General features: G+C 39.0%; 23 protein-coding genes. 15 read left to right on the top strand and 8 right to left on the bottom strand.

The features are described 5' to 3' along the window. The first annotated feature begins 71 nt into the window (after positions 1–71). Positions 72–332: a hypothetical protein gene (locus R2S57_RS14440; RefSeq protein ID WP_316845663.1), complete on the top strand. Its 261-nt coding sequence runs from the start codon at positions 72–74 to the stop codon at positions 330–332. A gap of 63 nt (positions 333–395) precedes the next feature. On the opposite strand, the gene can is transcribed toward R2S57_RS14440, so the two are convergent. The 3 genes from can to R2S57_RS14425 form a co-directional block, all read right to left on the bottom strand. Next, complete coding sequence (can, locus tag R2S57_RS14435) at positions 396–1,052, bottom strand: carbonate dehydratase (RefSeq protein ID WP_316845662.1); 657 nt, start codon at positions 1,050–1,052, stop codon at positions 396–398. A gap of 2 nt (positions 1,053–1,054) precedes the next feature. Continuing rightward, on the bottom strand, positions 1,055–2,662 hold the full coding sequence (locus R2S57_RS14430; RefSeq protein ID WP_316845661.1) for a SulP family inorganic anion transporter: 1,608 nt from the start codon (positions 2,660–2,662) through the stop codon (positions 1,055–1,057). A gap of 157 nt (positions 2,663–2,819) precedes the next feature. Continuing rightward, positions 2,820–3,122, bottom strand: coding sequence for a hypothetical protein (locus tag R2S57_RS14425; RefSeq protein WP_316845660.1), 303 nt, complete (start codon positions 3,120–3,122; stop codon positions 2,820–2,822). Positions 3,123–3,529: 407 nt separating this feature from the next. On the opposite strand from R2S57_RS14425, the gene R2S57_RS14420 reads away from it, so the two are divergent. The 7 genes from R2S57_RS14420 to R2S57_RS14390 all read left to right on the top strand — a co-directional run bounded on the left by R2S57_RS14420 (position 3,530) and on the right by R2S57_RS14390 (position 9,623). Further along, a complete protein-coding gene (locus tag R2S57_RS14420; RefSeq protein ID WP_316845659.1) occupies positions 3,530–5,071 on the top strand; it encodes an acyl-CoA carboxylase subunit beta in 1,542 nt (513 codons plus the stop codon). A 134-nt stretch (positions 5,072–5,205) separates the two neighbouring features. After that, the gene (locus tag R2S57_RS14415; protein ID WP_316845658.1) at positions 5,206–6,333 is read left to right on the top strand and encodes an MFS transporter; all 1,128 of its coding nucleotides are present in this window, start codon (positions 5,206–5,208) and stop codon (positions 6,331–6,333) included. Further along, a complete protein-coding gene (locus R2S57_RS14410; protein ID WP_316845657.1) occupies positions 6,333–6,782 on the top strand; it encodes a GNAT family N-acetyltransferase in 450 nt (149 codons plus the stop codon). The genes R2S57_RS14415 and R2S57_RS14410 overlap by 1 nt, the downstream gene beginning before the upstream one ends. A gap of 41 nt (positions 6,783–6,823) precedes the next feature. Further along, complete coding sequence (locus R2S57_RS14405; protein ID WP_316845656.1) at positions 6,824–7,939, top strand: M42 family metallopeptidase; 1,116 nt, start codon at positions 6,824–6,826, stop codon at positions 7,937–7,939. Continuing rightward, entirely contained in the window at positions 7,939–8,193 is a 255-nt protein-coding gene (locus R2S57_RS14400) for a hypothetical protein (RefSeq protein WP_316845655.1), read from the top strand. Before R2S57_RS14405 ends, R2S57_RS14400 begins: the two co-directional genes overlap by 1 nt. Positions 8,194–8,295: 102 nt before the next feature. Further along, positions 8,296–8,985, top strand: coding sequence for a 2,3-diphosphoglycerate-dependent phosphoglycerate mutase (gene gpmA, locus R2S57_RS14395; protein ID WP_316845654.1), 690 nt, complete (start codon positions 8,296–8,298; stop codon positions 8,983–8,985). 227 nt (positions 8,986–9,212) lie between these two features. Further along, entirely contained in the window at positions 9,213–9,623 is a 411-nt protein-coding gene (locus R2S57_RS14390; protein ID WP_316845653.1) for a PAS domain-containing protein, read from the top strand. On the opposite strand, the gene xth is transcribed toward R2S57_RS14390, so the two are convergent. The 5 genes from xth to R2S57_RS14365 form a co-directional block, all read right to left on the bottom strand. Continuing rightward, positions 9,624–10,400 carry an exodeoxyribonuclease III gene (gene xth / locus R2S57_RS14385; protein WP_316845652.1) on the bottom strand — a complete coding sequence of 259 codons (777 nt, stop codon included), beginning with the start codon at positions 10,398–10,400 and terminating at the stop codon, positions 9,624–9,626. It lies immediately after the preceding gene. 286 nt (positions 10,401–10,686) lie between these two features. Continuing rightward, positions 10,687–11,205 (bottom strand): RNA polymerase sigma factor, encoded by a 519-nt coding sequence (locus tag R2S57_RS14380; protein ID WP_316845651.1) that lies wholly within the window; start codon positions 11,203–11,205, stop codon positions 10,687–10,689. A gap of 125 nt (positions 11,206–11,330) precedes the next feature. After that, positions 11,331–11,981 carry a response regulator transcription factor gene (locus tag R2S57_RS14375; protein WP_316845650.1) on the bottom strand — a complete coding sequence of 217 codons (651 nt, stop codon included), beginning with the start codon at positions 11,979–11,981 and terminating at the stop codon, positions 11,331–11,333. Positions 11,982–12,021: 40 nt separating this feature from the next. Continuing rightward, positions 12,022–13,098 carry a PAS domain-containing sensor histidine kinase gene (locus tag R2S57_RS14370; protein WP_316845649.1) on the bottom strand — a complete coding sequence of 359 codons (1,077 nt, stop codon included), beginning with the start codon at positions 13,096–13,098 and terminating at the stop codon, positions 12,022–12,024. 364 nt (positions 13,099–13,462) lie between these two features. Continuing rightward, positions 13,463–14,578 (bottom strand): Gfo/Idh/MocA family oxidoreductase, encoded by a 1,116-nt coding sequence (locus tag R2S57_RS14365; RefSeq protein WP_316845648.1) that lies wholly within the window; start codon positions 14,576–14,578, stop codon positions 13,463–13,465. Between the two features lie 137 nt (positions 14,579–14,715). Here R2S57_RS14365 and R2S57_RS14360 point away from each other — a divergent pair, with 137 nt between their 5' ends. The 7 genes from R2S57_RS14360 to R2S57_RS14330 all read left to right on the top strand — a co-directional run bounded on the left by R2S57_RS14360 (position 14,716) and on the right by R2S57_RS14330 (position 23,614). Further along, positions 14,716–15,132 carry a DUF1801 domain-containing protein gene (locus R2S57_RS14360; protein WP_316845647.1) on the top strand — a complete coding sequence of 139 codons (417 nt, stop codon included), beginning with the start codon at positions 14,716–14,718 and terminating at the stop codon, positions 15,130–15,132. Between the two features lie 315 nt (positions 15,133–15,447). After that, a complete protein-coding gene (locus R2S57_RS14355) occupies positions 15,448–17,865 on the top strand; it encodes an alpha/beta hydrolase family protein (protein ID WP_316845646.1) in 2,418 nt (805 codons plus the stop codon). 645 nt (positions 17,866–18,510) lie between these two features. Then, on the top strand, positions 18,511–19,407 hold the full coding sequence (locus R2S57_RS14350) for a J domain-containing protein (RefSeq protein ID WP_316845645.1): 897 nt from the start codon (positions 18,511–18,513) through the stop codon (positions 19,405–19,407). A gap of 5 nt (positions 19,408–19,412) precedes the next feature. Beyond that, positions 19,413–19,718, top strand: a complete 306-nt coding sequence (locus tag R2S57_RS14345) for a chaperone modulator CbpM (protein WP_316845644.1) — start codon at positions 19,413–19,415, stop codon at positions 19,716–19,718. Positions 19,719–19,812: 94 nt separating this feature from the next. Continuing rightward, a complete protein-coding gene (locus R2S57_RS14340) occupies positions 19,813–21,387 on the top strand; it encodes a helicase HerA-like domain-containing protein (protein ID WP_316845643.1) in 1,575 nt (524 codons plus the stop codon). A 260-nt stretch (positions 21,388–21,647) separates the two neighbouring features. Further along, positions 21,648–22,547, top strand: coding sequence for an NDP-sugar synthase (locus tag R2S57_RS14335; RefSeq protein WP_316845642.1), 900 nt, complete (start codon positions 21,648–21,650; stop codon positions 22,545–22,547). Continuing rightward, on the top strand, positions 22,538–23,614 hold the full coding sequence (locus tag R2S57_RS14330) for an aminoglycoside phosphotransferase family protein (RefSeq protein ID WP_316845641.1): 1,077 nt from the start codon (positions 22,538–22,540) through the stop codon (positions 23,612–23,614). The genes R2S57_RS14335 and R2S57_RS14330 overlap by 10 nt, the downstream gene beginning before the upstream one ends. Positions 23,615–23,625 lie beyond the last annotated feature (11 nt).

The following is a 23,625-nucleotide window of genomic DNA, read 5'->3' as shown; positions in this document are numbered from 1 at the left end:
GCTTATCGTCAAACAATCTAAAACCAATCCTATTCTGTGCTGTTCTATATCAATAGTTTAATATGTTGATCATGGAAAGTACAAAAGACAATAACAAGAATTTAGGCGATAAAAATGCAGACAATGCTGCTGATAAAACCAATATGCCTGATCAGTTGGTGCCCCGCCACCGCAGCAACGACAAAGAAAAGAACAACACTGTAGAAACCGATGCAGGTAATCTGGGCAGAAATTTCGGAAGGGGCGATTTTGGTTCGGAAGAAGCAAGAGAAGATGCCGAAAAAGGGAATAAGGGCCATGCCGGCAATATGCCACACAGTACAGAAAAATAAAAGCCCCCGATGTAAAATCGGGGACTTTCCCTAACAACTAAAAAATAACACCTATGGGGTGTTTTATCCTACTTTAAACGCAGGGGCAACATCATCAAGACAATTACAGGTTACTTTTAAGTCTTTAATGATTCCTGTTTTTAAGCTATATACCCAGGCATGTACCGAAAGCTCCTGGCCATTGGCCCAGGCACTTTGTACAATCGATGTATTGGTCACATTTGCAGCACCTTCAATCGCATTTAATTCAACCAGGCGATCGAAACGCTGATCGGGATCTTTGATGGTTGCCATTTCACGTTCGTGCGTGCGATAAACATCGCGGATATTTCTCAACCAGTTATCAATAATACCAACCTGTTTATTGCCCAATGCAGCTTTAACACCTCCGCAACCATAATGGCCGCAAACAATTACATGTTTTACTTTTAATACATTAATTGAATAATCGAGCACTGAAAGCAGGTTCATATCCGTATGCACTACTACATTGGCAATGTTTCTATGCACGAAAATATCACCAGGTTTAGTATTGGTAATCTGATTGGCCGGTACACGGCTATCAGAACAGCCAATCCACAATACTGGCGGGCTTTGACCTTCAGACAGTTTATCAAAAAAGGTTGGATCACTATCAATCGTATCTTTAACCCAATCTTTATTGCCTTGCAACAAGTTATCGTATGTTATATCTTTCGTTTCTATTGTTTTTGCGCACATAACTATAATTTATTAATTTCTTCTTCTACTTTAATATTTAATTTTGGTACTGTATAATGTTTCTGGATATTCTCCAGAGTTACAATAATACCTTTGGTATAGGCATTATGTTTGTAATTATAAATGGTTTCCAATACATCAGGATCGATATACCTGGCATTCGAACCATCAATAATTACATTTGTTTCTTTCGGGATATTCGTTAAAACTACCTGTATCGCTGCTTTATTTAAAAAGGAAACCTCTTCTGCCAGTTTAATCCTGATATTCTTTTTGTCGCCCTCATTCGAGATTCTGTAAAAAAACGGGTTGCGCATATTGGTACGTAATAAGTAAAAAATCGAAACCAACATCCCTACAGCCACGCCTTTTAACAAATCGGTAAATAAAACCGCTACAACGGTTACCACAAATGGCACAAACTGATCCCAACCTTTATGGTACATGTGTTTAAACAAACTGATACGTGTTAATTTATACCCCGTTACCAAAAGAATGGCGGCCAAACACGACAATGGTATCATATTAATTAAACCTGGAATAAATAACAAGGATAACAACAACCAGGTGCCATGGAAAATAGCCGACATTTTGGTCCTTCCACCTGCATTTACGTTGGCTGAACTCCGTACTATTACAGATGTCATGGGTAAACCACCAACCATTCCGCTGGTAATATTCCCTAAACCCTGGGCAATTAATTCCCTGTTTGTTGGCGACACACGTTTAATCGGATCAATTTTATCGACCGCTTCAAGGCTCAGTAAGGTTTCTAAACTCGCCACAACAGCAATGGTTAAGGCCACAATGTATACGTTCTTATTGGCCAGTTGAGAAAAATCGGGCATGGTAAACAGACCTAAAAATTCACCAAATCCGCTTACTACCGGGATTTTCACCATCTGATCGGCACGTAAAGGATGATCTGTACCTGCGAAAAGTAGAGTTCCTACAACACCTAGTGTTACCACTAACAGTGGGGCTGGTACAACTGCCAATTTAGGGAATCGGGGCCAGATGAGCAGAATGGCTATCGATAATAAACTGATTACTACAGCACCTAAACTAAAATGGCTTACTGCTGCCGTAATCGCTGAAAAAGTATTTTCGTGATCTTGTTGAAAGAATCCTTCATCACCACTAAAATCGGTATCAACACCTAATGCATGTGGCAATTGTTTTAAAATCAAAATCAGTCCGATTGCTGCAAGCATTCCTTCAATTACACTTGAGGGGAAGTAATTACCAATGGTTCCGGCTTTTACCAAACCTAAAACCAGTTGGAATACCCCTGCCAATACAACAGCAAGTAAAAAGGTTGGGTAGCTGCCCAAGGAGGTTATGGCACCTAAAACAATAACGGTTAAACCCGCTGCAGGGCCACTCACACTCAATTGCGATCCGCTAAAAGAGGCAACTACTACCCCTCCAATAATACCTGTAATTAAACCAGCAAATAATGGGGCACCTGAGGCTAGTGCAATACCTAAACATAATGGCAATGCCACTAAAAACACTACAATACTTGCAGGTAAATCTTTCTTTAAATTCTTTTTAAGAATATATTTCTTCACGTCCGAACCTGAAAAGGCCGGGTTAAACTTTTGCATAACGATATAATTATCTAGTAAATTTTAACGAATAAATCGCGGGGGAACTTTAAAACCAGACTGCAAAAAGACCAGGCGTACCATGCGAAATTTTAAACACAACAGTAATGCTCAATTCAATTGAGTAGGCAAAATAGGTTACCCCAAAAAATAAAGACTAGATAAAGTTGGGCGGCGGAGTTGGAACAGTAGGATGATATGGATCTACATATCTCTTGAAGTGTTCGATGAAACTGCTCTTCAATATAAAATGGCTCGAAGAGAATTCGTAAGAAAAGATAGGATGATTGAGTTCAACAAGTTTGAAATCGGTGAATTTTGCAGTGTCTTTGGCGGCATCCTTTCCGCCGTCATGCTCTAACTCAATCTGCATGATTACAGCATTCATGATTTCCTTGTCGATACTCGTACAAAAAACCGGTGCACCAGATATCCCCATCTTCGCCATGAAAATGAACATAAATGCTGTAACGATTAAATACTTGTATTTTCTTAAAAACATCTGCTAATTCTAATGTTGTTCTAATACTAACGGCTACAAAAATAAACGGATAATTGGTTTTTCAATGCTTTAGGCTGTAAAAAAAATGTAATATAACAGATAGGCGATTGCATTTGGTATAAAAAGTTACACTATTCAAGCGCTCTGGAAACAGCGGGTTCAGTTATTATCGGTGAGTTCAGTCCTGCAATACGACAAATCTTTTTGGCAACATTAGTTTAAAAATCAATTAACCTCTTAACCAAAAAGGATATCGCTGCTGTCAGGTTTAATCAACAAAGTGTATGGTTCTTGGGCAAATAACATTCCACAAGCCTTGCATTACCGTTAGTAATTTTTAATTTTAAAATCTCATAGTTTCAGCAATGGATAAAAAAATAGCATTACTTAAAGATAAAATTAACCAGGCCAACCTTGGCGGCGGACAAGCGCGGATCGATAGTCAGCATAAAAAAGGCAAACTTACTGCCCGCGAACGCATCCATTTTTTAATGGATGAGGGCAGCTTTGAAGAAATCGGCATGATGGTTACCCACCGCAGTACTGATTTCGGCATGGAACGTGAAAAATATCTTGGTGATGGTGTAATAACAGGATACGGAACAATAAACGGAAGGTTAACCTACGTTTTCTCTCAGGATTTTACCGTATTCGGTGGCTCACTTTCCGAAACCCACGCAGAAAAAATCTGCAAGTTAATGGATATGGCCATGAAAAATGGCGCACCGTTAATCGGCTTGAACGATAGCGGCGGCGCCCGTATTCAGGAAGGCGTGGTTTCCCTGGGTGGCTATGCCGATATTTTTTATAAAAACGTTCAGGCATCTGGTGTTATCCCGCAGCTATCTGCCATTATGGGCCCTTGTGCCGGAGGCGCTGTTTATTCTCCAGCGATTACCGATTTTATTTTAATGGTCGAAAATACTTCATACATGTTTGTGACCGGCCCAAATGTGGTTAAAACCGTAACACACGAAGAAGTAACTTCAGAAGAATTAGGTGGCGCCAGCACACACGCCACAAAGTCGGGCGTTACCCATTTTGCCTGCGCCAATGAAATTGAAGCCATTAACCACGTAAAAAAGTTATTGAGTTATATGCCTCAAAACTGTGAGGAAATTGCCGAACATTTACCTTACGAAGCAGCTGATGAAAGCCGGCCTGAGCTCAATACATTTATGCCAGAAAATGCTTCGCAGCCATACGATATCCGTGAAGTAATTGCCGCTGTTGCAGATGCTGATAGCTTTTTAGAAGTACACGCCGCTTATGCTGAGAATATTGTAGTAGGTTTTGCCCGCCTTGCAGGCCGAAGCATCGGTATTGTAGCCAATCAACCCGCCTATTTAGCGGGGGTTTTAGATAGCAATTCTTCAACTAAGGCCGCCCGTTTTGTCCGCTTTTGCGATTGCTTTAACATTCCTTTATTGGTATTTGAAGATGTTCCGGGTTTTTTACCAGGAACCGATCAGGAGTGGAATGGCATCATCACCAACGGGGCAAAATTATTATATGCTTTTAGCGAAGCTACCGTGCCCCGTATTACGGTTATAACCCGAAAAGCCTATGGTGGAGCTTACGATGTAATGAACAGCAAACATATTGGCGCAGATATGAACTACGCCTGGCCAAGTGCCGAAATTGCTGTAATGGGTGCCAAGGGTGCTGCAGAAATTATTTTTAAAAGAGAGATCCGCTCGGCAGAAAATCCTGAAGAAAAGTGGCTGGAAAAAGAAAAACTATATTCAGATATCTTCGCCAACCCCTATCGGGCAGCAGAACGTGGTTTTGTTGATGAGGTAATTGAACCCGCTCAAACCCGTATAAAGTTGATAAAAGCTTTTAAGATGTTAGAAAATAAGGTGGTGAATAACCCGAGAAAGAAACACGGAAATATACCTTTGTAGAAAATAGTCCATAGTCATTAGTCCATAGTCTGGGAGTATATCAATCTCGGCCTCCAAGACTCATGACTGGGGACTTCCGACTTAAGACTAACATGCAGATTACCCCAAAATTATCCCGGACAGACATCCTCCTCATGGCTTTTTGCACAGGCCTGATTGTTGCAAACATTTATTATTGCCAACCTTTGGTCATCCTCATCGCGAAAGATTTTAACCTTACCGAAACCGATGCAGGAAGAATTACCTATCTCACACAAATTGGTTATGCTTTAGGGCTTTTCCTTTTAGTCCCGCTTGGGGATATGTTTGAACGCAAAAAACAGATCCTTGTCATTACCGGCCTGGCCATCTTTGCCTTACTGATTGCTGCAGTTTCGCACACCTTCTTTGTACTCGAAGTGGCCTCTGTGCTCATCGGAACCTGCTCTATTGTACCGCAGCTCATTTTGCCGCTGGCCGCCAATTTAAGCAACGACGAAAACCGTGGTGCCAATATCGGCATGATTATGAGCGGTTTGCTGGTTGGCATTTTAGCCTCTCGTGCGGTAAGCGGAAGCATTGGCTTTTGGTTAGGCTGGAGAGCAGTTTATTATATCGCTGCCGGAATTTGTGCATTGCTGATCCTTTTAATGGCGAAACGTTTCCCGCAAAGTTATCCCGCTTTTAAAGGCACCTATAAAGAACTGATGCGATCGATGTTCGGTTATATTAAAACCCAGCCTGCCTTGCGGGAAACATCGATTATCAACTTTTTGGCCTTTGCTATTATCAGTGCATTCTGGACAACGATGGTATTGTTCCTCGCCAACCCACCATTTAACTTTCAAACTTTACAGATCGGATTATTTGGCATTGCAGGTGCCGCAGGTGCATTGGCTGCACCACTGGTGGGTAAGTTGAGCGACGGCAATAATCCACGCAAAAACTTAATGATCGGTTTTATTCTGCAAATTGTGAGTATCGCCCTGTTTTATTTTACAGGCAGCCATTTATACCTGTTTGTAATCGGTATTGTATTGATCGATATCGGTCAACAGGCCATACACGTAACCAATCAGACCCGAATTTATACCTTGATACCAGAAGCAAGAAATCGGCTGAATACCATTTTCATGTCAGTTAGTTTTATTGGTGCCAGCTGTGGCTCTGCTTTGGGTTTATGGCTTTGGGATCAGGGGGGATGGGCACTGTTTTGCTATGGAATGACAGGTATTATCTTACTCAATATTTTAATCTATAAGTTTTACGGCAGAAAATCATAATGGTTCAGATTGAGCAAATATTCCCTTCTTTAACCTGGCGAATCAGACATGAAACCATGTATCCTAATCAACCTTTCGACATAGTAAAATTACCAGATGATTTTGATGGCATACATTTCGGTTTGTATGCTGATCATAAATTAACAGGAGTAGTTTCCTTGTTCCATAAAGAGGATGTTTATCAATTTAGAAAGCTTGCAATATTGCCCGATGCACAAAAAAATGGTTACGGCTCAAAGCTTATCGACTATATATTAGATTTTTGTAAAATTCAAAAAGCGACAAAACTATGGTGCAATGCCCGTGTAAATGCTAAAGAATTTTATTTTAAATTTGGCTTGCACGAAACCGATAAAACCTTTTTTAAAGATGGTTACGATTTTGTAGTTATGGAATTAATATTAAATTACGAAGAACCACAAAGGCACGAAGAACACAAAAAAATATAAGCTTTGTTCATTTTGTACTCTGTTGGTATAATAAATATCATATGGCTAAGAAAAAAGACGACGAAAAAAAGAAACATACACCTGTAGTAACCAAAAAATCGCTACAGTTTCTTGAAGAATACATCAATAACCCTGCGCCTACCGGTTACGAATGGGAAGGTCAAAAACTTTGGTTAAACTATTTAAAACCATATATCGACGAACACTTTATCGATAATTATGGCACTGCAGTAGGCGTAATTAACCCTAAAGCTAACTTCAAAGTAGTTATTGAAGCACATGCTGATGAAATTTCGTGGTATGTCAACTACATCACCAGCGATGGTTTAATTTATGTAATCCGCAACGGCGGTTCAGATCATCAGATTGCGCCTTCAAAACGTGTAAACATCCATACCGAAAAAGGTTTGGTGAAAGCAGTATTCGGCTGGCCGGCAATTCACACCCGTCATGGCGAAAAAGAGCAGGCACCAGAGTTAAAAAACATCTTTTTAGATTGTGGCTGTACGACAAAAGAAGAGGTTGAAAAACTAGGCATTCATGTAGGCTGTGTAATTACTTACGAAGATGAGTTTATGGTTTTAAACGACCGTTATTATGTTGGCCGTGCATTAGATAACCGTGTTGGTGGTTTTATGATTGCCGAAGTTGCCCGTTTATTAAAAGAAAACAAGAAAAAACTTCCATTCGGATTATACATCGTAAACTCTGTACAGGAAGAGATCGGTTTGCGCGGTGCAGAAATGATTGCGCAACGCATTAAACCAAATGTGGCGATCATTACTGACGTAACACACGATACCACCACGCCAATGATTAACAAAAATATTCAGGGCGATTTAGCTGCAGGTAAAGGCCCCGTGGTTTCTTACGCACCAGCTGTTCAAACCAATCTGAATAAATTATTGATCAAAACTGCCGAGAAAAACAATATTCCATTCCAGCGTCAGGCCTCTTCACGTTCCACCGGAACAGATACCGATGCCTTTGCCTACTCAAATGGTGGCGTTCCATCGGCATTAATTTCATTGCCGTTACGCTACATGCACACCACCGTAGAAATGGTGCATAAAGAAGATGTTGACAATGTAATCAGCTTGATTTACGAAAGTTTATTAAACATTACCGATGGTCAGGATTTCAGGGAATTTAAATAATGGAAAAAGTAAACCATAAAAAAATCATCATCAGAACCTTACTGAAGTTTTTACTGATGATTTTGATCATTTTTACGCTAAACTCATGGCCAAGCATTAAACAAAGCCTAAGCGGTAATGTTCCGCCTTTTGCGTATTGGCTCGACCATAGTTTTAAAATAAGCAACATCATCCTGATTTTAGGGTTTACAGCTTATTTCTATTACAAAGATTTAACCGATCAAAGAGAACTGATCGAAAAAACAAATAATTAAAATTCTAAGAAGTCAAGTTTTTTAATGGCCAAATCGCTATAAAACTTGACTTCTTTTTTTTTCATATCCAGAACATTCTACATCTTATTTGTTTAATCATTTATGAAGAAAATTGTACTCATCCGCCATGGCCAAAGTGTTTGGAACCTCGAAAACCGTTTTACCGGATGGACGGATGTAGATTTATCAGAAAATGGTTATCAAGAGGCTAAAAAAGCAGGCGAAATTTTAAAAAAACACGATTATAATTTTGATATCGCTTTTACCTCGCTATTAAAACGGGCCATAAAAACCCTTCATATTATTTTAGAAGATTTAGATCACCTTTGGATTCCAGAATATAAAAGCTGGCATTTAAATGAGCGCTTTTATGGTGCATTACAAGGCTTAAACAAAGCAGAAACAGCAGCGCAATACGGTGCCGATCAGGTTTATAAATGGAGAAGAGATCCGGATGAGGAACCGCCTCAAATTACAAAGGATGACGAACGCTACCCAGGGAATGACCTTCGTTATCAACTTTTAAAACCAGAAGAAGTGCCCTTAACTGAAAATCTGAGCGATACCATTGCCAGAGTATTGCCTTATTGGAACGAAACCATAGTGCCGGCAATAAGCAGAAACGAAAAGGTAATTATTGCTGCACATGGTAATAGTTTAAGGGCGCTGATTAAATACATCGACAATTTATCTAATGAAGAAGTGATCGCTTTAGAAATTCCTACAGGTGTTCCTCTGGTTTACGAACTGGATGATAATCTGCAAAAAATAAGGCATTATTATTTGGAGTAAATTACGCAGGGCAGCATACACTTAACAGATTTGAGAATAAGTTTGCTATCTGCAATGGCATCATTAACAAGATGGCTATCCATCAATATGCCAATCATTAAAGCATCGGGAGAAAAAAACACCAATCCACCTATAGGCTAAAACTTTAAGCATTAAGTTATTGTTATTTATACTCGAAATTATAGCTACATTGTTGCGTTATTTTAACAATTAGTTTATCCTTATTTATGAGATCAAATAATAAAAGCATCGATCTCTCAATTATCTGCGATGATCATTGGGATGTCGTTTTCGATCATGTTGGCATTGGTTTTTGGGTGTTAAGTGTTTCAACTGGCATACTCCGCTCCACAACATCATTTAAAATAAATTTTGGCTATCCTCCGGATGGTGTTTTAAGCTATGAAACTGTTTTAGGTTCAATTCTATCAGAAGATCTTGATCATGTTCAGGATGAAATCGAACATGCCGTTACCGGAGAAAAAAGCAGTTATAATGTAGTATATCGAATCCGCCGCCCTGACGGAGAAATTAGGTGGATTAAAGCAGATGGGATATTATCCCGACAGGATGGCGAAAGTTTAAAATTAATTGGAACAACATTAGATGTGACTGATCTAAAACAAACAATATGCTAATTATAAATCAGTAAGTTCAATCCATACAGGTCCGTGGTCGCTTGTTTTTTCCCAACCCCTAACATCTCTATCCACTCCAGCCGATTTTAAGCGATCGCTAACCTGAGGACTAAGCAAAAAATGATCAATCCTTAACCCCGCATTTCTGCCATAAGCGTTACGGAAATAATCCCAAAAAGTATAAATGGTTTCAGTAGGGTATAGTTTTCTGATCGCATCTGTCCAACCCTGTGCCAGTAAATTTTGAAATGCCAAACGCGTTTCAGGACGGAATAGGGCGTCTTCTACCCACCGTTCTGGTTTGTAAGCGTCAAGTTCGGTAGGGATCACATTGTAATCGCCAGCTAAAACCACAGGTAAATTATATTCCAATAGCTTTGCTGCATGGGCTGTAAAACGCTCAAACCATTGCAATTTATAATCAAACTTTGGCCCTGGCGCAGGATTACCATTTGGAAGGTACAAACAGCCAATAACCACATTATTTACCATAGCTTCTATATAGCGGCTATGCAGATCTTCAGGATCGCCATCCAAACCCCGCTTCAATTCTTTTATCTCCAGGTTTCTGGCCAATATGGCAACGCCATTCCAGCTTTTCTGCCCATGCCAAATGGCATTATAACCTGCATCTTTAATAGCCTGTTCAGGAAATTTTTCTTGAGGTGCCTTTAACTCCTGCAGGCAAACTACATCAGGTTGTGTTTCTTCCAACCAGCGTAATAATACAGGCAAGCGACCATTCACTCCATTTACATTATAAGTTGCTATTTTCATTTTATAAATCTCCGCAATAAAACTCAAAAAATGAAAACAAGTAACCACATTTTATTTGGTAAAAACGGTGTAAAAATACTTGTAAAGGGCAATCTCAAACAGATTTAAACTCATTTTTCAAAACTAAATACTAAATTAAAATGTTTAATTTTGGAGATTCATTCATGTTTGAGCGCATGTTTGAGTTTAGATATAGGGATGGGCCAAAAAGCCTGTCCCTTTTTTTATAGCTAAACATTAATAATCGCACTCAAATAAGTGGATATACACTTAAACGGGCTCAAGATTATGCCGCCAGGCCCGATCTGTAATTTTTAAGCATTTTCTTTAACAAACCTCTGGCCACATGAATTTTGGTTTTTACAGTACCCAGTGGAATATCCAACTCAGCGGCAATTTCATGGTATTTATAACCTTCAAAATAACGACAGAAACAAAAGCGGCAATCTTCTGGCAAGGCATTTAATGATTTCTGGATATCTTCCATCATAAACTTTGCTGTGCCGGCATTGGTTGATGCACTTGGCGCCAGCTGCACAGAAGTTAAATCCTCTTCTTGCTGGATGGTTTCATTTTTGCGCTTTACTTTATAGTAGTGATTGAGAAAAGTATTTTTTAAGATGGTAAAAAGCCAGGCCCTAACATTACTGCCCATTTCAAACTTAGCCGAAAACCTAAAGGCCTTCATAAAGGTATCCTGAACCAGATCTGCCGCGTCGTCTTCATCACGGGTATACGCTAATGCCCGATCGAATAGTGGTTGCCGATATTGGTAAATGTCGCAATTGAAGTTTATAGTTTCCATGTTGGTTTTAGGGTTGATGTAGTTATTCAACAAATAGTGTCAACCCAATGTTATCTGTAGAAATACCCGATTTTTTACGGTTTATTTAAAACGCCAGAAAACACACCCTAAAACGACCAAAAATGCTACACGATATAACCGTTTCGCATCACGAAACGCACCAAAGAAGCCGAGTTATTGGTACCGGTTTTATTAATCAACGCCTCCCTTTGGCTTTCTACCGTACGCCTGCTTAAGTATAATTTATCTGCAATTTCCTGGTTGGTTAAACCATCTGCTATGAGTTTTAATACGTTAATTTCGCGTTCCGAAAAGTTGATTTCACTATTTGTTTTTTGCGAAAGCATATTTAATTGCGTGTTAAAACGCTCTAAAATGGAGATACATAAATTAGAAGACAGATAACGTTTTCCCTTCATTACATGCTTTAAACAAAACAGCAGTTCATCCTCCTCAATGTCTTTCGAGAGGTAAGCAAAAGCTCCTGAAATAAAGGCATTTGAAGCATACTTTTCATCATCCAAAATAGAAAGCACAACAACTTTTGTATCGTATCCCTGCGCTTTTATTGCACTGATTAAACCTATGCCATCGAGGTTTGGCATTACGATATCTGATAAAACAATGTCGGCTTTTACGCCTTTTTCCAGGAGTGCTAAAACAGCCAAACCATCAGATACTTCTGCTACAACTTTAATCCCTTCATGTTTTTCGATAAGTGCTTTAAGTGAGGCACGGATAATATGGTGATCGTCCGCAAGAATAATGTTAATCATAATTCAAATATAACTTACGCTATTTTAAAATTAAAAACGGCTACTTCGGTAGCTCGATATAAAAGGTGGTTCCAACACCAACTTTGCTCTTAAACCAGATTTTTCCCTGATGCAACTCCACAATGGCTTTGATTATGCCCATCCCGAAACCACCAGATTCTTCTCCTTTCAAACCAGGCCTTAAAGTTTCTGGCAAATGATCAAAAAGTCCGGCCTGCAGCTCTTCAGGGATTCCAATCCCATCGTCGGTTACACTGATTAAAACAGTGTTATCCAGTTCTTCGGCATGCAAGCCTATATAACCATGATCGGCCGTAAATTTTAAAGCATTCGAGATTAAGTTATTGATCACCTGCAAAAACTTCATACTGTCTAAACGCAGGTAAATCTGTTCGGCAGAACTGGTGAACTGTATATTTTTAGTTTTACCCAGTTTAGACCGTTTGTAAAAACGAACCACATCTCTAAGCTCCCACACCAGATCGGCCCTTTCCTTTCCGATTTCTACTACCGAAGATTTTAAAAACTCGCGGTTAATCATGCTCCGTACCAAAAGCAGATTACGTTCGCACATATCCTTAATAAAACTTAACGAATTCATCATCTGTTCATCGCCCGTTTGTGCAATGCCATCTTCCATTGATGAAGCCGTTAATTTCATCATGCCAAGCGGTTCTTTTAAATCGTGCGCCAACACTTCTAAGGTTATATTCTTTCTGGCATTAATTTGCTCAATATGGATTTTGTTGTGCCGCATTACCGTGGTATCTTCTATAGTACCAATCAAACGCTGTCCGCTTGTATCTGTAACTGTGAAAATTATGATACGCACATACTTCTCCCGATCAGCAAATAACAGGCGGAATTCATATTTTTTTTCTGTTCCATCCGCTAAACATTCCTCATAACACGAAATTACATGGGCTAAATCTTCAGGATGAATGCGGTTTAACAACATTTGTGGATTACTTAAAACTTCATCCAGATCAAGTTCCCAAATTTCACCTATCGCCCTGTTTAGGTATGAAAAGGTTTCCTGCTGAGGTACAAAAATAAAATAGCCATCAACAGACAAATCGCCAAGTCTACAAAAAAGCTCGTTATTTATTTCAGTCATGATTTAGTTTTTGATAATTTTTAAGGACAATTACGAACATTTGAAGTAATCAAATCACAAACATCAAAGTCCTAAAAAAGTTTTTAATTGAGGAATTTGCGTATAACTACGCGGCATTTTTACAGTATTTTACACAAGCAGGCAAAATATCAGGATGTTTTAATCAAGATATTAACATTTTCCACACGATGTGTAAAATTATTTTGCAGAATAAAACTAACTATTGCCTAAATTGTTAAGCATAAAACAAAGACAAAAAAGTCCTGTGAGCGGGAGATCCGCGGAGGGCAGGCACACCATAGAAAGATGAAAATCTTTTATCAATAGCCATCCTTACGGTGGCTATTTTTGTTGTGCAGGCACGCTATTTTATAATTACTTTTTTGCCCGTTTTAGCAGAAATTTTAGCGGCCTCTAAAATTTTCACCACAATTAAATTATTGGCTAATGATGACAGATCATTTGTCGGGTTAATTTCACCCTTTAGAACGGCAGATAAATAGTTTAAATGATTTGCATACATCGGTGCCAATGTTTTCGCCTGATAAATCTTATAATCTTCCTTACCGCTTATCTTTGCCCTTATATTTTTTTCGTTAATGGCCTGGATATAACCTGTTGCCCCAAACACCTCCATATCTTTGATGCTAAATGGCCAGTTCCAGGAGGCCTCAATAATTCCAGTAGCATTAGGGTATTCCAATAAAATCGTGGCATCATCATCTACATTGGGATAAACATCTTTTTTAATCTGATGTGTAACCGCAGCTACCGAGATTGGCGCTTTTCCATCCATCAGCCAGGTCATTAAATTCGCACCATAACATCCAAAATCCACCAGTGCTCCAGCCCCATTTTTATTTGGATCGGTTAACCAGCTTAAAAATTCCTTACTTACCCCAATTTCTTTCGGACCTTCGTGTCCATCATGAACGATTATTTTTCTTAAGGCACCTACACTGTTGCTTTCCTTCACATCTGTATAAATCTCCTGGTTACTCGGGTACCAGGTGGTTTCGTAATTGGTAAGTACATGTACTTTATACTGTTTGGCCAGTGCTGCCATCCTTTCGGCCTGTTTAACATTTAGTGCCAAGGGCTTTTCTACCATGACCGATATGCCTAGCGGAGCAGCGGCTTCTACAACCGCCAGATGATCGCTAATGGCATTGTAGGCCAGCACAACATCAGGCTTCTTTTTCTTTAATAAATCAGGCAGATTAGTAAATAATACACTGTCAGGAATTTTATAACGGGTTTTAAACTTGTTCACCAGCTCAGGGTTACTTTCTGCTATGCCGATAATATTAACTTCGGCCTTTTGATAACTGTTCATAATCAGATACACATGATCATGATTTAACCCGGCTACTACCACATTTAACTTCTGCTGCGCATTTGCACTCACAAAAGAAAGTATTAAGCAAATAATTAAACAGTTAATGCGCAAAATATAGTTAAATGGATGGGATGCTTTCATATTGATGTTTCTTAAATTGACCGTGACCAAATTAGAAAATTATAAAAGGCTTAGGCTTAATACTTAAAAATATTACAAATGGGATGTTAGATTTTGTAACAGTTCTTGAATAAGCTTATATTCATATTAAAAAATTAATGGCACAGAATAAAACCACCGAAAACGATTTAAGCGTTAGCGACTTTATAAACACAGTAACCGACGAAACCAAACGGAAAGATTGTTTTGAGCTATCCGCAATGATTACCGGAAAAACAGGCTTTACAGCTAAAATGTGGGGAACCGCCATTGTTGGTTTTGGCAGTTACCATTATAAATATGAAAGCGGCAGAGAAGGCGACGCACCATTGGTAGGTTTTTCGCCACGGCAAAATGCCATTGCTTTATACTTTTCTTCACAATTTAAAGACCGGGATGCGCTGCTAGCCAAATTTGGGAAACATAAAACAGCCAAAGCCTGCGTTTACGTAAAAAAATTGAGCGATATCGATGTGGAAGTCTTAAAAGAAATGGTTGTGAATTCTGTCGAAAGGATCAGTAGTTTGTATCCTTAAAATGATGGAAGATGTAAAAGGGAGGATGGAATTGGAGCCCACCGCCGATGATAAGTAATTTTCTTTGCCACGCCCGCCTGAACGGCATAGCAGGGAAGCACAGATGAGCATGGATAGCTTCGCATTCTATTTTTCTTTAACGTATTGTCATCCTGAATGCAATGAAGGATCTTTCTATAAGGGTTAAAGTCTATTTTCATTGCATCCATCATGACTGAAGAATTATCTACCTACCGATGTAAATAAGAAGTTACGCTACAATAAGTTAAATTTTGCAATATTTGATTGTTCCCTATTTCGAACAAAAAACCGGAAATGATTAAAAAACTACACCTCTATTTATTAATAGCTGGCACTTGCGTATCGCTAAATGCGACCGCACAGGATGCCGTAAGCTACCAAAGCCCACCAAAAGAAATTGCAGATTTATTACTTGCAAAACCAACACCTGGCGTAAGTGTAGATGGTAAAGCAGAGTGGATCCTTTTTAGCGAGCGCAATTCTTACCCTTCAGTTGAAGAACTGGCCATGCCCGAATACCGGATTGCAGGTTTGAGATTAAATCCTAACAACTATTCGCAGAGCAGACAGACCTACATTAACAACTTCAGTCTTAAAAATATAAAATCCAACCAAACCTTTCAGGTTGCCGGATTACCAACACCATTGTATGCCAGTAATATCAGCTGGAACCCATCAGAAAATAAAATTGCCTTTACCCATACCACGCAGAAAGGGGTCGATCTTTATATCATCGATCTGGCTACAAAAAAAGCAACTAAAACCAACAAAGCTTTCTTAAATGTTGTTTTAGGCAGTGGCCTTACTTGGTTAAACGATAATACCATTATTTACCGTACCGTAACCAAACCCGCCAGTGCTGCACCTACAAAACCCCTAATGCCAAAAGGGCCAACCATTCAACAAAATTTAGGTAAAGCTGCCCCTAGCGCTACTTATCAGGATTTGATTAAATCACCTTTTGATGAACAGTTGTTTGCGTTTTTTGCAACTTCGCAATTGGTCAAAAATACTGCAGGTGTAGAAACATCAATTGGTAAACCTGAAATTTATGGCTCAACCAGTTTATCACCCGATAAAAACTATATGATGGTAGAAACCATCCGCAAACCTTTTTCGTACCTTGTTTCGGCTTATGGTTTCCCATCAACAGTAACCATAACCGATTTAGCCGGTAAAACTGTAAAAGTAATTGCCGAACTGCCATCTTCAGAAGGTACACCATCTGGTTACGATAATACGCAAAATGTACCACGTGGTTTCGACTGGCGCGATGACGAGCCTGCTACATTGGTCTGGAGTAAACCTTTAGATAGCGGTTTAATTAAAAAAGACGTGCCATTTCATGATGCAGTTTATGCTTTAAGTGCACCTTTTACAGGGGCAGAAAAAGAATTATTCAAAACACAAACCCGTTACCGTGGTATACAATGGGGTGATGCCAACCTTGCCCTTATTACAGAAGGTTTGCGAAGCAAACAAACCAATAAAGTAAGCCGCTATAACCCAACAACAGGCGCAGTAGAAGAATTATACAGCCGCAACCAAACCGATGCTTATGGCAATCCAGGTACTCCGGTGACCACAAAAAACAAATATGGCCGACAGGTAATTAAAACTGTTGATAACGGCACCAAATTATTAATGAACAATATTGTTGGTTCATCAGAAAAAGGAGATTTGCCATTCCTGGCTAAATTCGACTTAGCAACCAAAAAGAACGAAATCATCTGGAGAAGTGCTGAGGGAACTTTTGAATATATAACTGACGTAATTAATCCTGATAAACTGGTTTTACTTACCCGTAAAGAGAGTCAGAAATTGGTTCCCAATTATTTTATTAAAAATCTGATATTGCGCATCGCAGATCAGCCGATTACCAATTTTACCAACCCATACCCATCATTAGAAGGCATTACCAAACAGAAAATTTCTTATAAACGTGCCGATGGTGTCGATTTAACTGGCGATCTTTACTTACCTAAAGGGTACAACAAAGATAAAGACGGACCATTACCTGCACTCATATGGGCTTACCCGCGCGAATTTAACTCCGCAGCAGATGCTGCACAGATCCGTGGCTCGAAAGATAAGTTTACCACCATTAGCTGGGCCTCCCCCATTTTTTGGGTAACCCGTGGTTACGCTGTTTTAGATAATGCCGAGATGCCAATCGTGGCCAAAGACGGAAAAAAACCTAACGATACTTTCGTTGATCAGTTGCAATTAAACGCAGAAGCCGCCATTAATAAACTGGCCGATTTAGGCGTTGGTGATAAAAAACGGATGGCTGTAGGTGGCCATAGTTATGGAGCTTTTATGACGGCGAACTTATTGGCCCACACCAATCTTTTTGCAGCGGGCATTGCACGTAGTGGCGCTTATAACCGTACTTTAACACCATTCGGTTTCCAGAATGAAGAACGTACCTATTGGCAGGCGCCACAGTTGTATTATGAAATGAGTCCGTTTAGCTATGCCGATAAAATCAAAACCCCATTACTTTTAATCCATGGCGATTCTGATGATAACCCAGGTACTTTCCCAATTAACAGCGAACGTTTCTTTAACGCTATAAAAGGAGCTGGCGGCACTACCCGTTTTGTATTTCTACCTTATGAGGCACACAGTTATCGTGGCAAAGAAAACTTACTGCATATGCTCTGGGAGCAAGACCAGTGGTTGGAAAAATATGTAAAAAACAAAAAATAAATCTCTCTCTACCTTTATCGATTAAAGTGCCCCGCTTTGGGGCACTTTTTTTATTTATGATTTCCACGTGGTGTCAGATATTACTATCTGACACTCATAACGAATACTAGTTTAATCGCTTGGTTTCTTACTTTATGATAATTTCATGTGGTGTCGGATATTCCTATCTGACACTGATAGTAAATCGCTTGGTTTCTTACATTTTCATATATACACCTATCCTGTTTTAAATTTGTGGGAAGAGTTAAATGGGAACATCTAACTCCACAATCAATGCTTATCGAGTAAAATACCAGCAAAGTAACTTTGAAAGTTCCCCGCTATGCGCAGCGACAAATCAAAGTAACTTTGAAACCTTCCTGCAGTCAGCTGCTAAGAATCATTATAAATAAGAGAGTTATGCACATAGGTTAGTTTTGACCTTTTTTAATTCATATTTCCGAAAGCCACCATTGGCATTATCCATCAGCTAGAATCGCAACAGCTAACTACATCCCATTCATTTCACGCCCTTTGCTCTATTCTCTTTGCCCATTGCTCTATTTCCTATGCGCTTTGCACCACGCCTTATCCACATTTCCACACTAAATTCTTACATTTACCCCATAAAATTGAACATTCCCTTTACTTATTTGTTAAGCCATTATGGACTACATAGACTATTATAAAATCCTCGATTTAAAGAAAGATGCAACGGCTGAGGATATTAAAAAAGCTTATAGAAAATTAGCCAGAAAACACCATCCCGACCTTAATCCCAATAATGAAGAGGCCAATAAAAAGTTTCAGCAAATTAATGAGGCCAACGAAGTTTTAAGCGACCCTGAGAAAAGGAAGAAATACGATAAGTATGGTAAAGATTGGCAGCATGCCGATCAATTAGATGCACAACAGCAGCAGCAAAGGCAGTATCAATCGCAAGGTAACGGTTACGGCGGGGGCAATAGCTACTCGGGCGGTTTTGGTGGTGATGATTTTTCTGATTTCTTTTCTTCCATGTTTGGTGGCGGAGGTAGAAGCAGCAGAAATTCCCCTTTTAAAGGTCAGGATTACAATGCCGATTTACAGTTAAATCTGCTCGATGCCTATGCAACCCATAAGCAGACCTTAACCGTTAACGGAAAACAGGTACGCATTACCATTCCGGCAGGTGTAGAAAACGGGCAAAAAATTAAATTACCTGGTTATGGTGCACCGGGTGTTAACAACGGCCCTCCGGGAGATTTATTTATCAAATTTAACATTACCGACGATCCTAAATTCAAACGTAAAGGGAACGATATTTATATTCAAGAAGAGATAGATGTATATACGGCCATTTTAGGTGGCGAAAAAATCGTTGAAACCTTAAATGGCAAAGTGAAACTTAAAGTACCTGAAGGTACCCAGCCCGACGCCACTTTACGTTTAAAAGGAAAAGGATTTCCTGTTTATAAAAAAGACAATCAGTTTGGCGACCTGTATATCAAATGGCAGGTAAAATTACCGACCAGTTTAAATGCCGAACAAAAAGAATTATTCGAAAAACTTTCCAAATTCTAACCATTATGGAAACCTATCTAATACCTGTAGAAGATATTTGTGCTTATCACCATGTGGAGATCAATTTTATCCATTCTCTCGAAGATTTTGGCCTGATCCACACCACCGTTAAAAAGCAATCGGTTTTTTTGCCTATTGATGAATTAAGCAAACTGGAGCAATACCTGCGTTTGGCACAGGATCTGGAAATTAATTTAGAGGGTATCCATGCCGTTTCGCATCTGCTCAATCAATTGCAGAATATGCAACAGGAAATAACGGCGCTTCAGAACGAACTAAATTATTATAAGCAGCTTAACCAACACCACTAAACAACCGTTTGTGCATTATTTGGCATTAAAAGTGCTAACAAAAACACAACCTTTTTAAGATATGTTTCTTAAATTGGCAATCTAATTTTAAAAAATGAGCGATCTTTCTTCAAAATTCATCGAAAAAATAAAATCATCTTATGCCCCAACGGGTTCGTACATTTATTTAGGCGCCGGAATTTTAGACGGTCAGGTTTACAGCGAAGCGGAAGTTAATTTGTCGTTAAAAATGATGAATAGGCATGGCTTAATTGCTGGCGCTACAGGTACAGGTAAAACACGTACCCTGCAGTTATTGGCAGAACAGTTATCGGATGCCGGTGTTCCTGTTTTTATGTTAGATGTTAAAGGCGACTTATCCGGACTAAACCAGCCTGGTGCGGTTAATCCAAAAATAGAAGAAAGGGCGCAACAGCTCAACAAACCTTTCTCACCCACTGGCTTTCCAATTGAGATTTATTCGCTTTCTGGCAAAATGGGATCACAAATGCGGGCAACAGTGCTCGAATTTGGCCCTACACTTTTATCAAAAGTATTGGATTTAAACGATACACAATCGGGCGTTATGGCGGTAATATTCAAATATGCCGACGATAACAAAATGCCCATCATCGATTTAAACGATTTAAAGAAACTGGTATCTTACCTATCAGAAGGTGCTGGTGCAACCGAAATAAAAAGCAGTTATGGTACCATATCAACCGCAACATCAGGTACGATTTTAAGAAAAATAGTAGCCATAGAGCAACAGGGATTAGCAGGAATGTTTGGCGAAAAATCTTTCGATATTGAAGATCTTTTTGAACGTGTTGATGGCAAAGGAACCATCAGTTTGTTAAACATTGCAGATGTTCAGAACCAACCTGTTTTGTACTCCACATTTTTATTGAGCTTGTTGGCCGAATTGTTCAATACCATGCCAGAGGTTGGCGATTTGGATAAACCAAAACTGATTTTCTTTTTCGACGAAGCACATTTGTTGTTCAAAAACTCTTCGAAAGCATTTTTAGAGCAGATAGAAACCATTATCAGGCTAATCCGCTCGAAAGGAATTGGTGTTTTCTTTTGTACCCAGGCACCAACCGATGTTCCTGAAAGTGTTTTAGGTCAGTTGGGAAACCGCGTACAGCATGCACTAAGGGCGTTTACCCCGAATGATGTGGATGCTTTAAAGAAAACTGTTAATACTTATCCAAAATCAGATTTTTACGAAATAGACAAAATATTAACTTCCTTAGGCACCGGACAAGCTTTGGTCACCGTACTAAACGAGAAAGGGATACCTACAGAAGTTTCAGCGACTATGCTTACCCCACCTAGGGCTGTTATGGGGCCGCTTACTGCAGCAGATTTCGATCAGGTGGTGCATGCCAGTCCGATGTATACCAAATACAAAGATCCGATCGACCCGGAAAGTGCTTATGAAATATTGACCAAACGCATTAACGACCAAACTGCAGCAGCTGAACAACAAAAACAAGAAGTTGAAGCGCAGAAACAGGCCGAGCAGGAAAGTAAGCCTAAACCTGGTGAAAAGAGTTTAGTAGAGCAGGTAATGGGCGCAACAATAACCCGTCAGATTGGGAAAGAGATTGTACGTGGTATTTTCGGTATGCTTACAGGCAAAAAAACACGTTCAAAAACTGGCGGTGGTTCGTTTGGATTTTAAATAAATGATATAAATACATGATAACATTAAGCTAATGGCCCACAAGGGCCATTAATAACAAACATAGAAATTACTATTTTCGCAACAACAACACGCCAGATTGGTAAAGAGATTGTACCCGGTATCTCGGCATGATTACAGATTTAAAACAATGGGCCCTTTCTGTTAAGATTAAGTGGCTATTATTAATTTCGCAAAGTGAACCCAACCTGATTAAATCATTAAAGGTTCATTTTAAAATAAAAAACAATAAAAAATAGATGAAACCTACCCTATTAATATTGGCTGCAGGTATGGCAAGCCGTTATGGAAGTATGAAACAGATTGATGGCTTTGGCCCTAATGGCGAAACCATTATTGATTATTCCATATATGATGCAATTAATGCTGGCTTTGGCAAAGTTGTATTTATCATTAAAGAAGAATTTGTAAACGAATTCAAAGCCATTTTTGAACCGAAACTTGAAGGAAGAATTGAAACAGATTACGTTTTCCAAAATTTCGATTTAAAACAGTTTGGTATAGAAGAAGAAATATACAGAGAAAAACCCTGGGGTACTGCACATGCAATCCTTTCGGGCAGAAATGTAATTAAAGAACCATTCTGTGTAATTAACGCGGATGATTATTATGGGTATGATGCCTTTAAAAAGATGGCCGATTTCTTAACTACTGAAGTAACCGACAGCAACTATTCTATTATCGGTTATGAGATTGGCAAAACCTTATCAGAATTTGGTGCCGTTTCGCGTGGTGTTTGCAAGGTAGATGAAGCTGGCAATCTTGAAGAAATTGTAGAACGCACAAAAGTTTATCCTAAAGATGGCAGCATTTTTTATGAAGAAAATGGAGAAGAATTTCCGCTGGCATTTGAAACTCCTGTTTCTATGAATTTCTGGGGATTTACGCCAGCAGTTTTCAAAATTACGGAAGAACTTTTCAGGGAATTTGCAGAAGCAAATAAAGACAAACCTAAAGCTGAATTCTTTATCCCATTAATTGGCGAAAACCTGGTAAAAAGCAATACGGCAACTTTTAAAGTAGTACCAACCTCAAACAAATGGTTTGGTGTAACGTATAAAGAAGATAAACCTTATGTTCAGGATAGTATTGACCAATTGGTTAAAAACGGAACATATCCGGAAAAACTATGGAACTAAATTTAGATTCCGAAGTTTTAAAAGCCTACGGATACGCTAAAGAAAATATAAAAATTACACAAATAGGTACGGGTTTAATCAACCGTACTTATTTGCTTTCGCCCTTATCTGAAAAGAAGAAATACATTCTTCAGAATATAAATACTTCGGTTTTTAAGTCACCCCAGGCCATTGCAAATAATCTACGGTCAATCGCTGATTATCTTGCCTTTAATTACCCCGAATATCTTTTTATAAAACCTGTTTCTACAACCAATAGTGAAGAAATGGCATACATCCATCATGAATATTGGCGGATGCTTCCTTTCGTACCCAAAACCATCTCACTCGATGTTTTAGCTGATCCTAAGCAAGCCTATGAGGCCGCGAAACAATTTGGCAAGCTGAGCAGATTACTAGATCACTTTGATGCCAAAACGCTTCAACCGACTATCCCTGGTTTTCACGATTTGGCTTTAAGATACGGGCAATTTACCCTAGTACTAAGCCATACAGAAGAAACGCTAAAGAATGAGGCAAAAGCACAAATTGAAGAGGCTTTAGCACATAAATACATTTTAGATTATTACACTTCCTATTCACATAGAAAAGACTTCCCCGATCGGGTAATGCATCATGATACCAAGATCAGTAATGTATTGTTAGATGATGAAACCTTCGAAGGGATTTGCGTAATCGACCTGGATACCATTATGCCAGGGAAATTCATCTCCGACCTGGGCGATATGATGCGTACTTACCTTTGCGCCTTCTCTGAGAATGAAACCGATTTAAGTAAGATCAAGATACGCCTGCCTTATTTCGAGGCCATGATAAAAGGTTATTTATCAGAAATGAAAAGTATTTTAACCCAAACAGAAAAAGAGCTTATCTTATTTTCAGGTAAGTACATCATTTACATGCAGGCTTTACGTTTCCTGACTGATTTTTTAAGCGGCAATAAGTATTATCCGATAAGTTATCCCACACAAAACTTAGATCGTACTAAAAATCAGTTTAAACTGTTGCATGAATTATCTGCAAACGAAAAAGAATTGCAGGATATTATTGAAGAGAATTTGGTTTAGTTCTTATCCAA

The organism is Pedobacter psychrodurus, from assembly GCF_032678585.1.
Classification (GTDB): domain Bacteria; phylum Bacteroidota; class Bacteroidia; order Sphingobacteriales; family Sphingobacteriaceae; genus Pedobacter; species Pedobacter psychrodurus_A.
The sequence above is the reverse complement of the archived record's forward strand: the minus strand, read 5'-3'. Positions and strand labels throughout refer to the sequence as shown.

Excerpts from the sequence above, each read along its gene's own strand:
- R2S57_RS14440 (WP_316845663.1), top strand. The coding sequence starts at position 72 with ATGGAAAGTACAAAAGACAATAACAAGAATTTAGGCGATAAAAATGCA.
- R2S57_RS14355 (WP_316845646.1), top strand. The coding sequence starts at position 15,448 with ATGATTAAAAAACTACACCTCTATTTATTAATAGCTGGCACTTGCGTA.
- R2S57_RS14425 (WP_316845660.1), bottom strand. The coding sequence starts at position 3,122 with ATGTTCATTTTCATGGCGAAGATGGGGATATCTGGTGCACCGGTTTTT.
- R2S57_RS14370 (WP_316845649.1), bottom strand. The coding sequence starts at position 13,098 with ATGACTGAAATAAATAACGAGCTTTTTTGTAGACTTGGCGATTTGTCT.
- can (WP_316845662.1), bottom strand. The coding sequence starts at position 1,052 with ATGTGCGCAAAAACAATAGAAACGAAAGATATAACATACGATAACTTG.
- R2S57_RS14375 (WP_316845650.1), bottom strand. The coding sequence starts at position 11,981 with ATGATTAACATTATTCTTGCGGACGATCACCATATTATCCGTGCCTCA.
- R2S57_RS14330 (WP_316845641.1), top strand. The coding sequence starts at position 22,538 with ATGGAACTAAATTTAGATTCCGAAGTTTTAAAAGCCTACGGATACGCT.
- xth (WP_316845652.1), bottom strand. The coding sequence starts at position 10,400 with ATGAAAATAGCAACTTATAATGTAAATGGAGTGAATGGTCGCTTGCCT.
- R2S57_RS14350 (WP_316845645.1), top strand. The coding sequence starts at position 18,511 with ATGGACTACATAGACTATTATAAAATCCTCGATTTAAAGAAAGATGCA.
- R2S57_RS14405 (WP_316845656.1), top strand. The coding sequence starts at position 6,824 with ATGGCTAAGAAAAAAGACGACGAAAAAAAGAAACATACACCTGTAGTA.
- R2S57_RS14365 (WP_316845648.1), bottom strand. The coding sequence starts at position 14,578 with ATGAAAGCATCCCATCCATTTAACTATATTTTGCGCATTAACTGTTTA.
- R2S57_RS14340 (WP_316845643.1), top strand. The coding sequence starts at position 19,813 with ATGAGCGATCTTTCTTCAAAATTCATCGAAAAAATAAAATCATCTTAT.
- gpmA (WP_316845654.1), top strand. The coding sequence starts at position 8,296 with ATGAAGAAAATTGTACTCATCCGCCATGGCCAAAGTGTTTGGAACCTC.
- R2S57_RS14345 (WP_316845644.1), top strand. The coding sequence starts at position 19,413 with ATGGAAACCTATCTAATACCTGTAGAAGATATTTGTGCTTATCACCAT.
- R2S57_RS14380 (WP_316845651.1), bottom strand. The coding sequence starts at position 11,205 with ATGGAAACTATAAACTTCAATTGCGACATTTACCAATATCGGCAACCA.
- R2S57_RS14415 (WP_316845658.1), top strand. The coding sequence starts at position 5,206 with ATGGCTTTTTGCACAGGCCTGATTGTTGCAAACATTTATTATTGCCAA.
- R2S57_RS14360 (WP_316845647.1), top strand. The coding sequence starts at position 14,716 with ATGGCACAGAATAAAACCACCGAAAACGATTTAAGCGTTAGCGACTTT.
- R2S57_RS14400 (WP_316845655.1), top strand. The coding sequence starts at position 7,939 with ATGGAAAAAGTAAACCATAAAAAAATCATCATCAGAACCTTACTGAAG.
- R2S57_RS14335 (WP_316845642.1), top strand. The coding sequence starts at position 21,648 with ATGAAACCTACCCTATTAATATTGGCTGCAGGTATGGCAAGCCGTTAT.
- R2S57_RS14410 (WP_316845657.1), top strand. The coding sequence starts at position 6,333 with ATGGTTCAGATTGAGCAAATATTCCCTTCTTTAACCTGGCGAATCAGA.
- R2S57_RS14430 (WP_316845661.1), bottom strand. The coding sequence starts at position 2,662 with ATGCAAAAGTTTAACCCGGCCTTTTCAGGTTCGGACGTGAAGAAATAT.
- R2S57_RS14390 (WP_316845653.1), top strand. The coding sequence starts at position 9,213 with ATGAGATCAAATAATAAAAGCATCGATCTCTCAATTATCTGCGATGAT.
- R2S57_RS14420 (WP_316845659.1), top strand. The coding sequence starts at position 3,530 with ATGGATAAAAAAATAGCATTACTTAAAGATAAAATTAACCAGGCCAAC.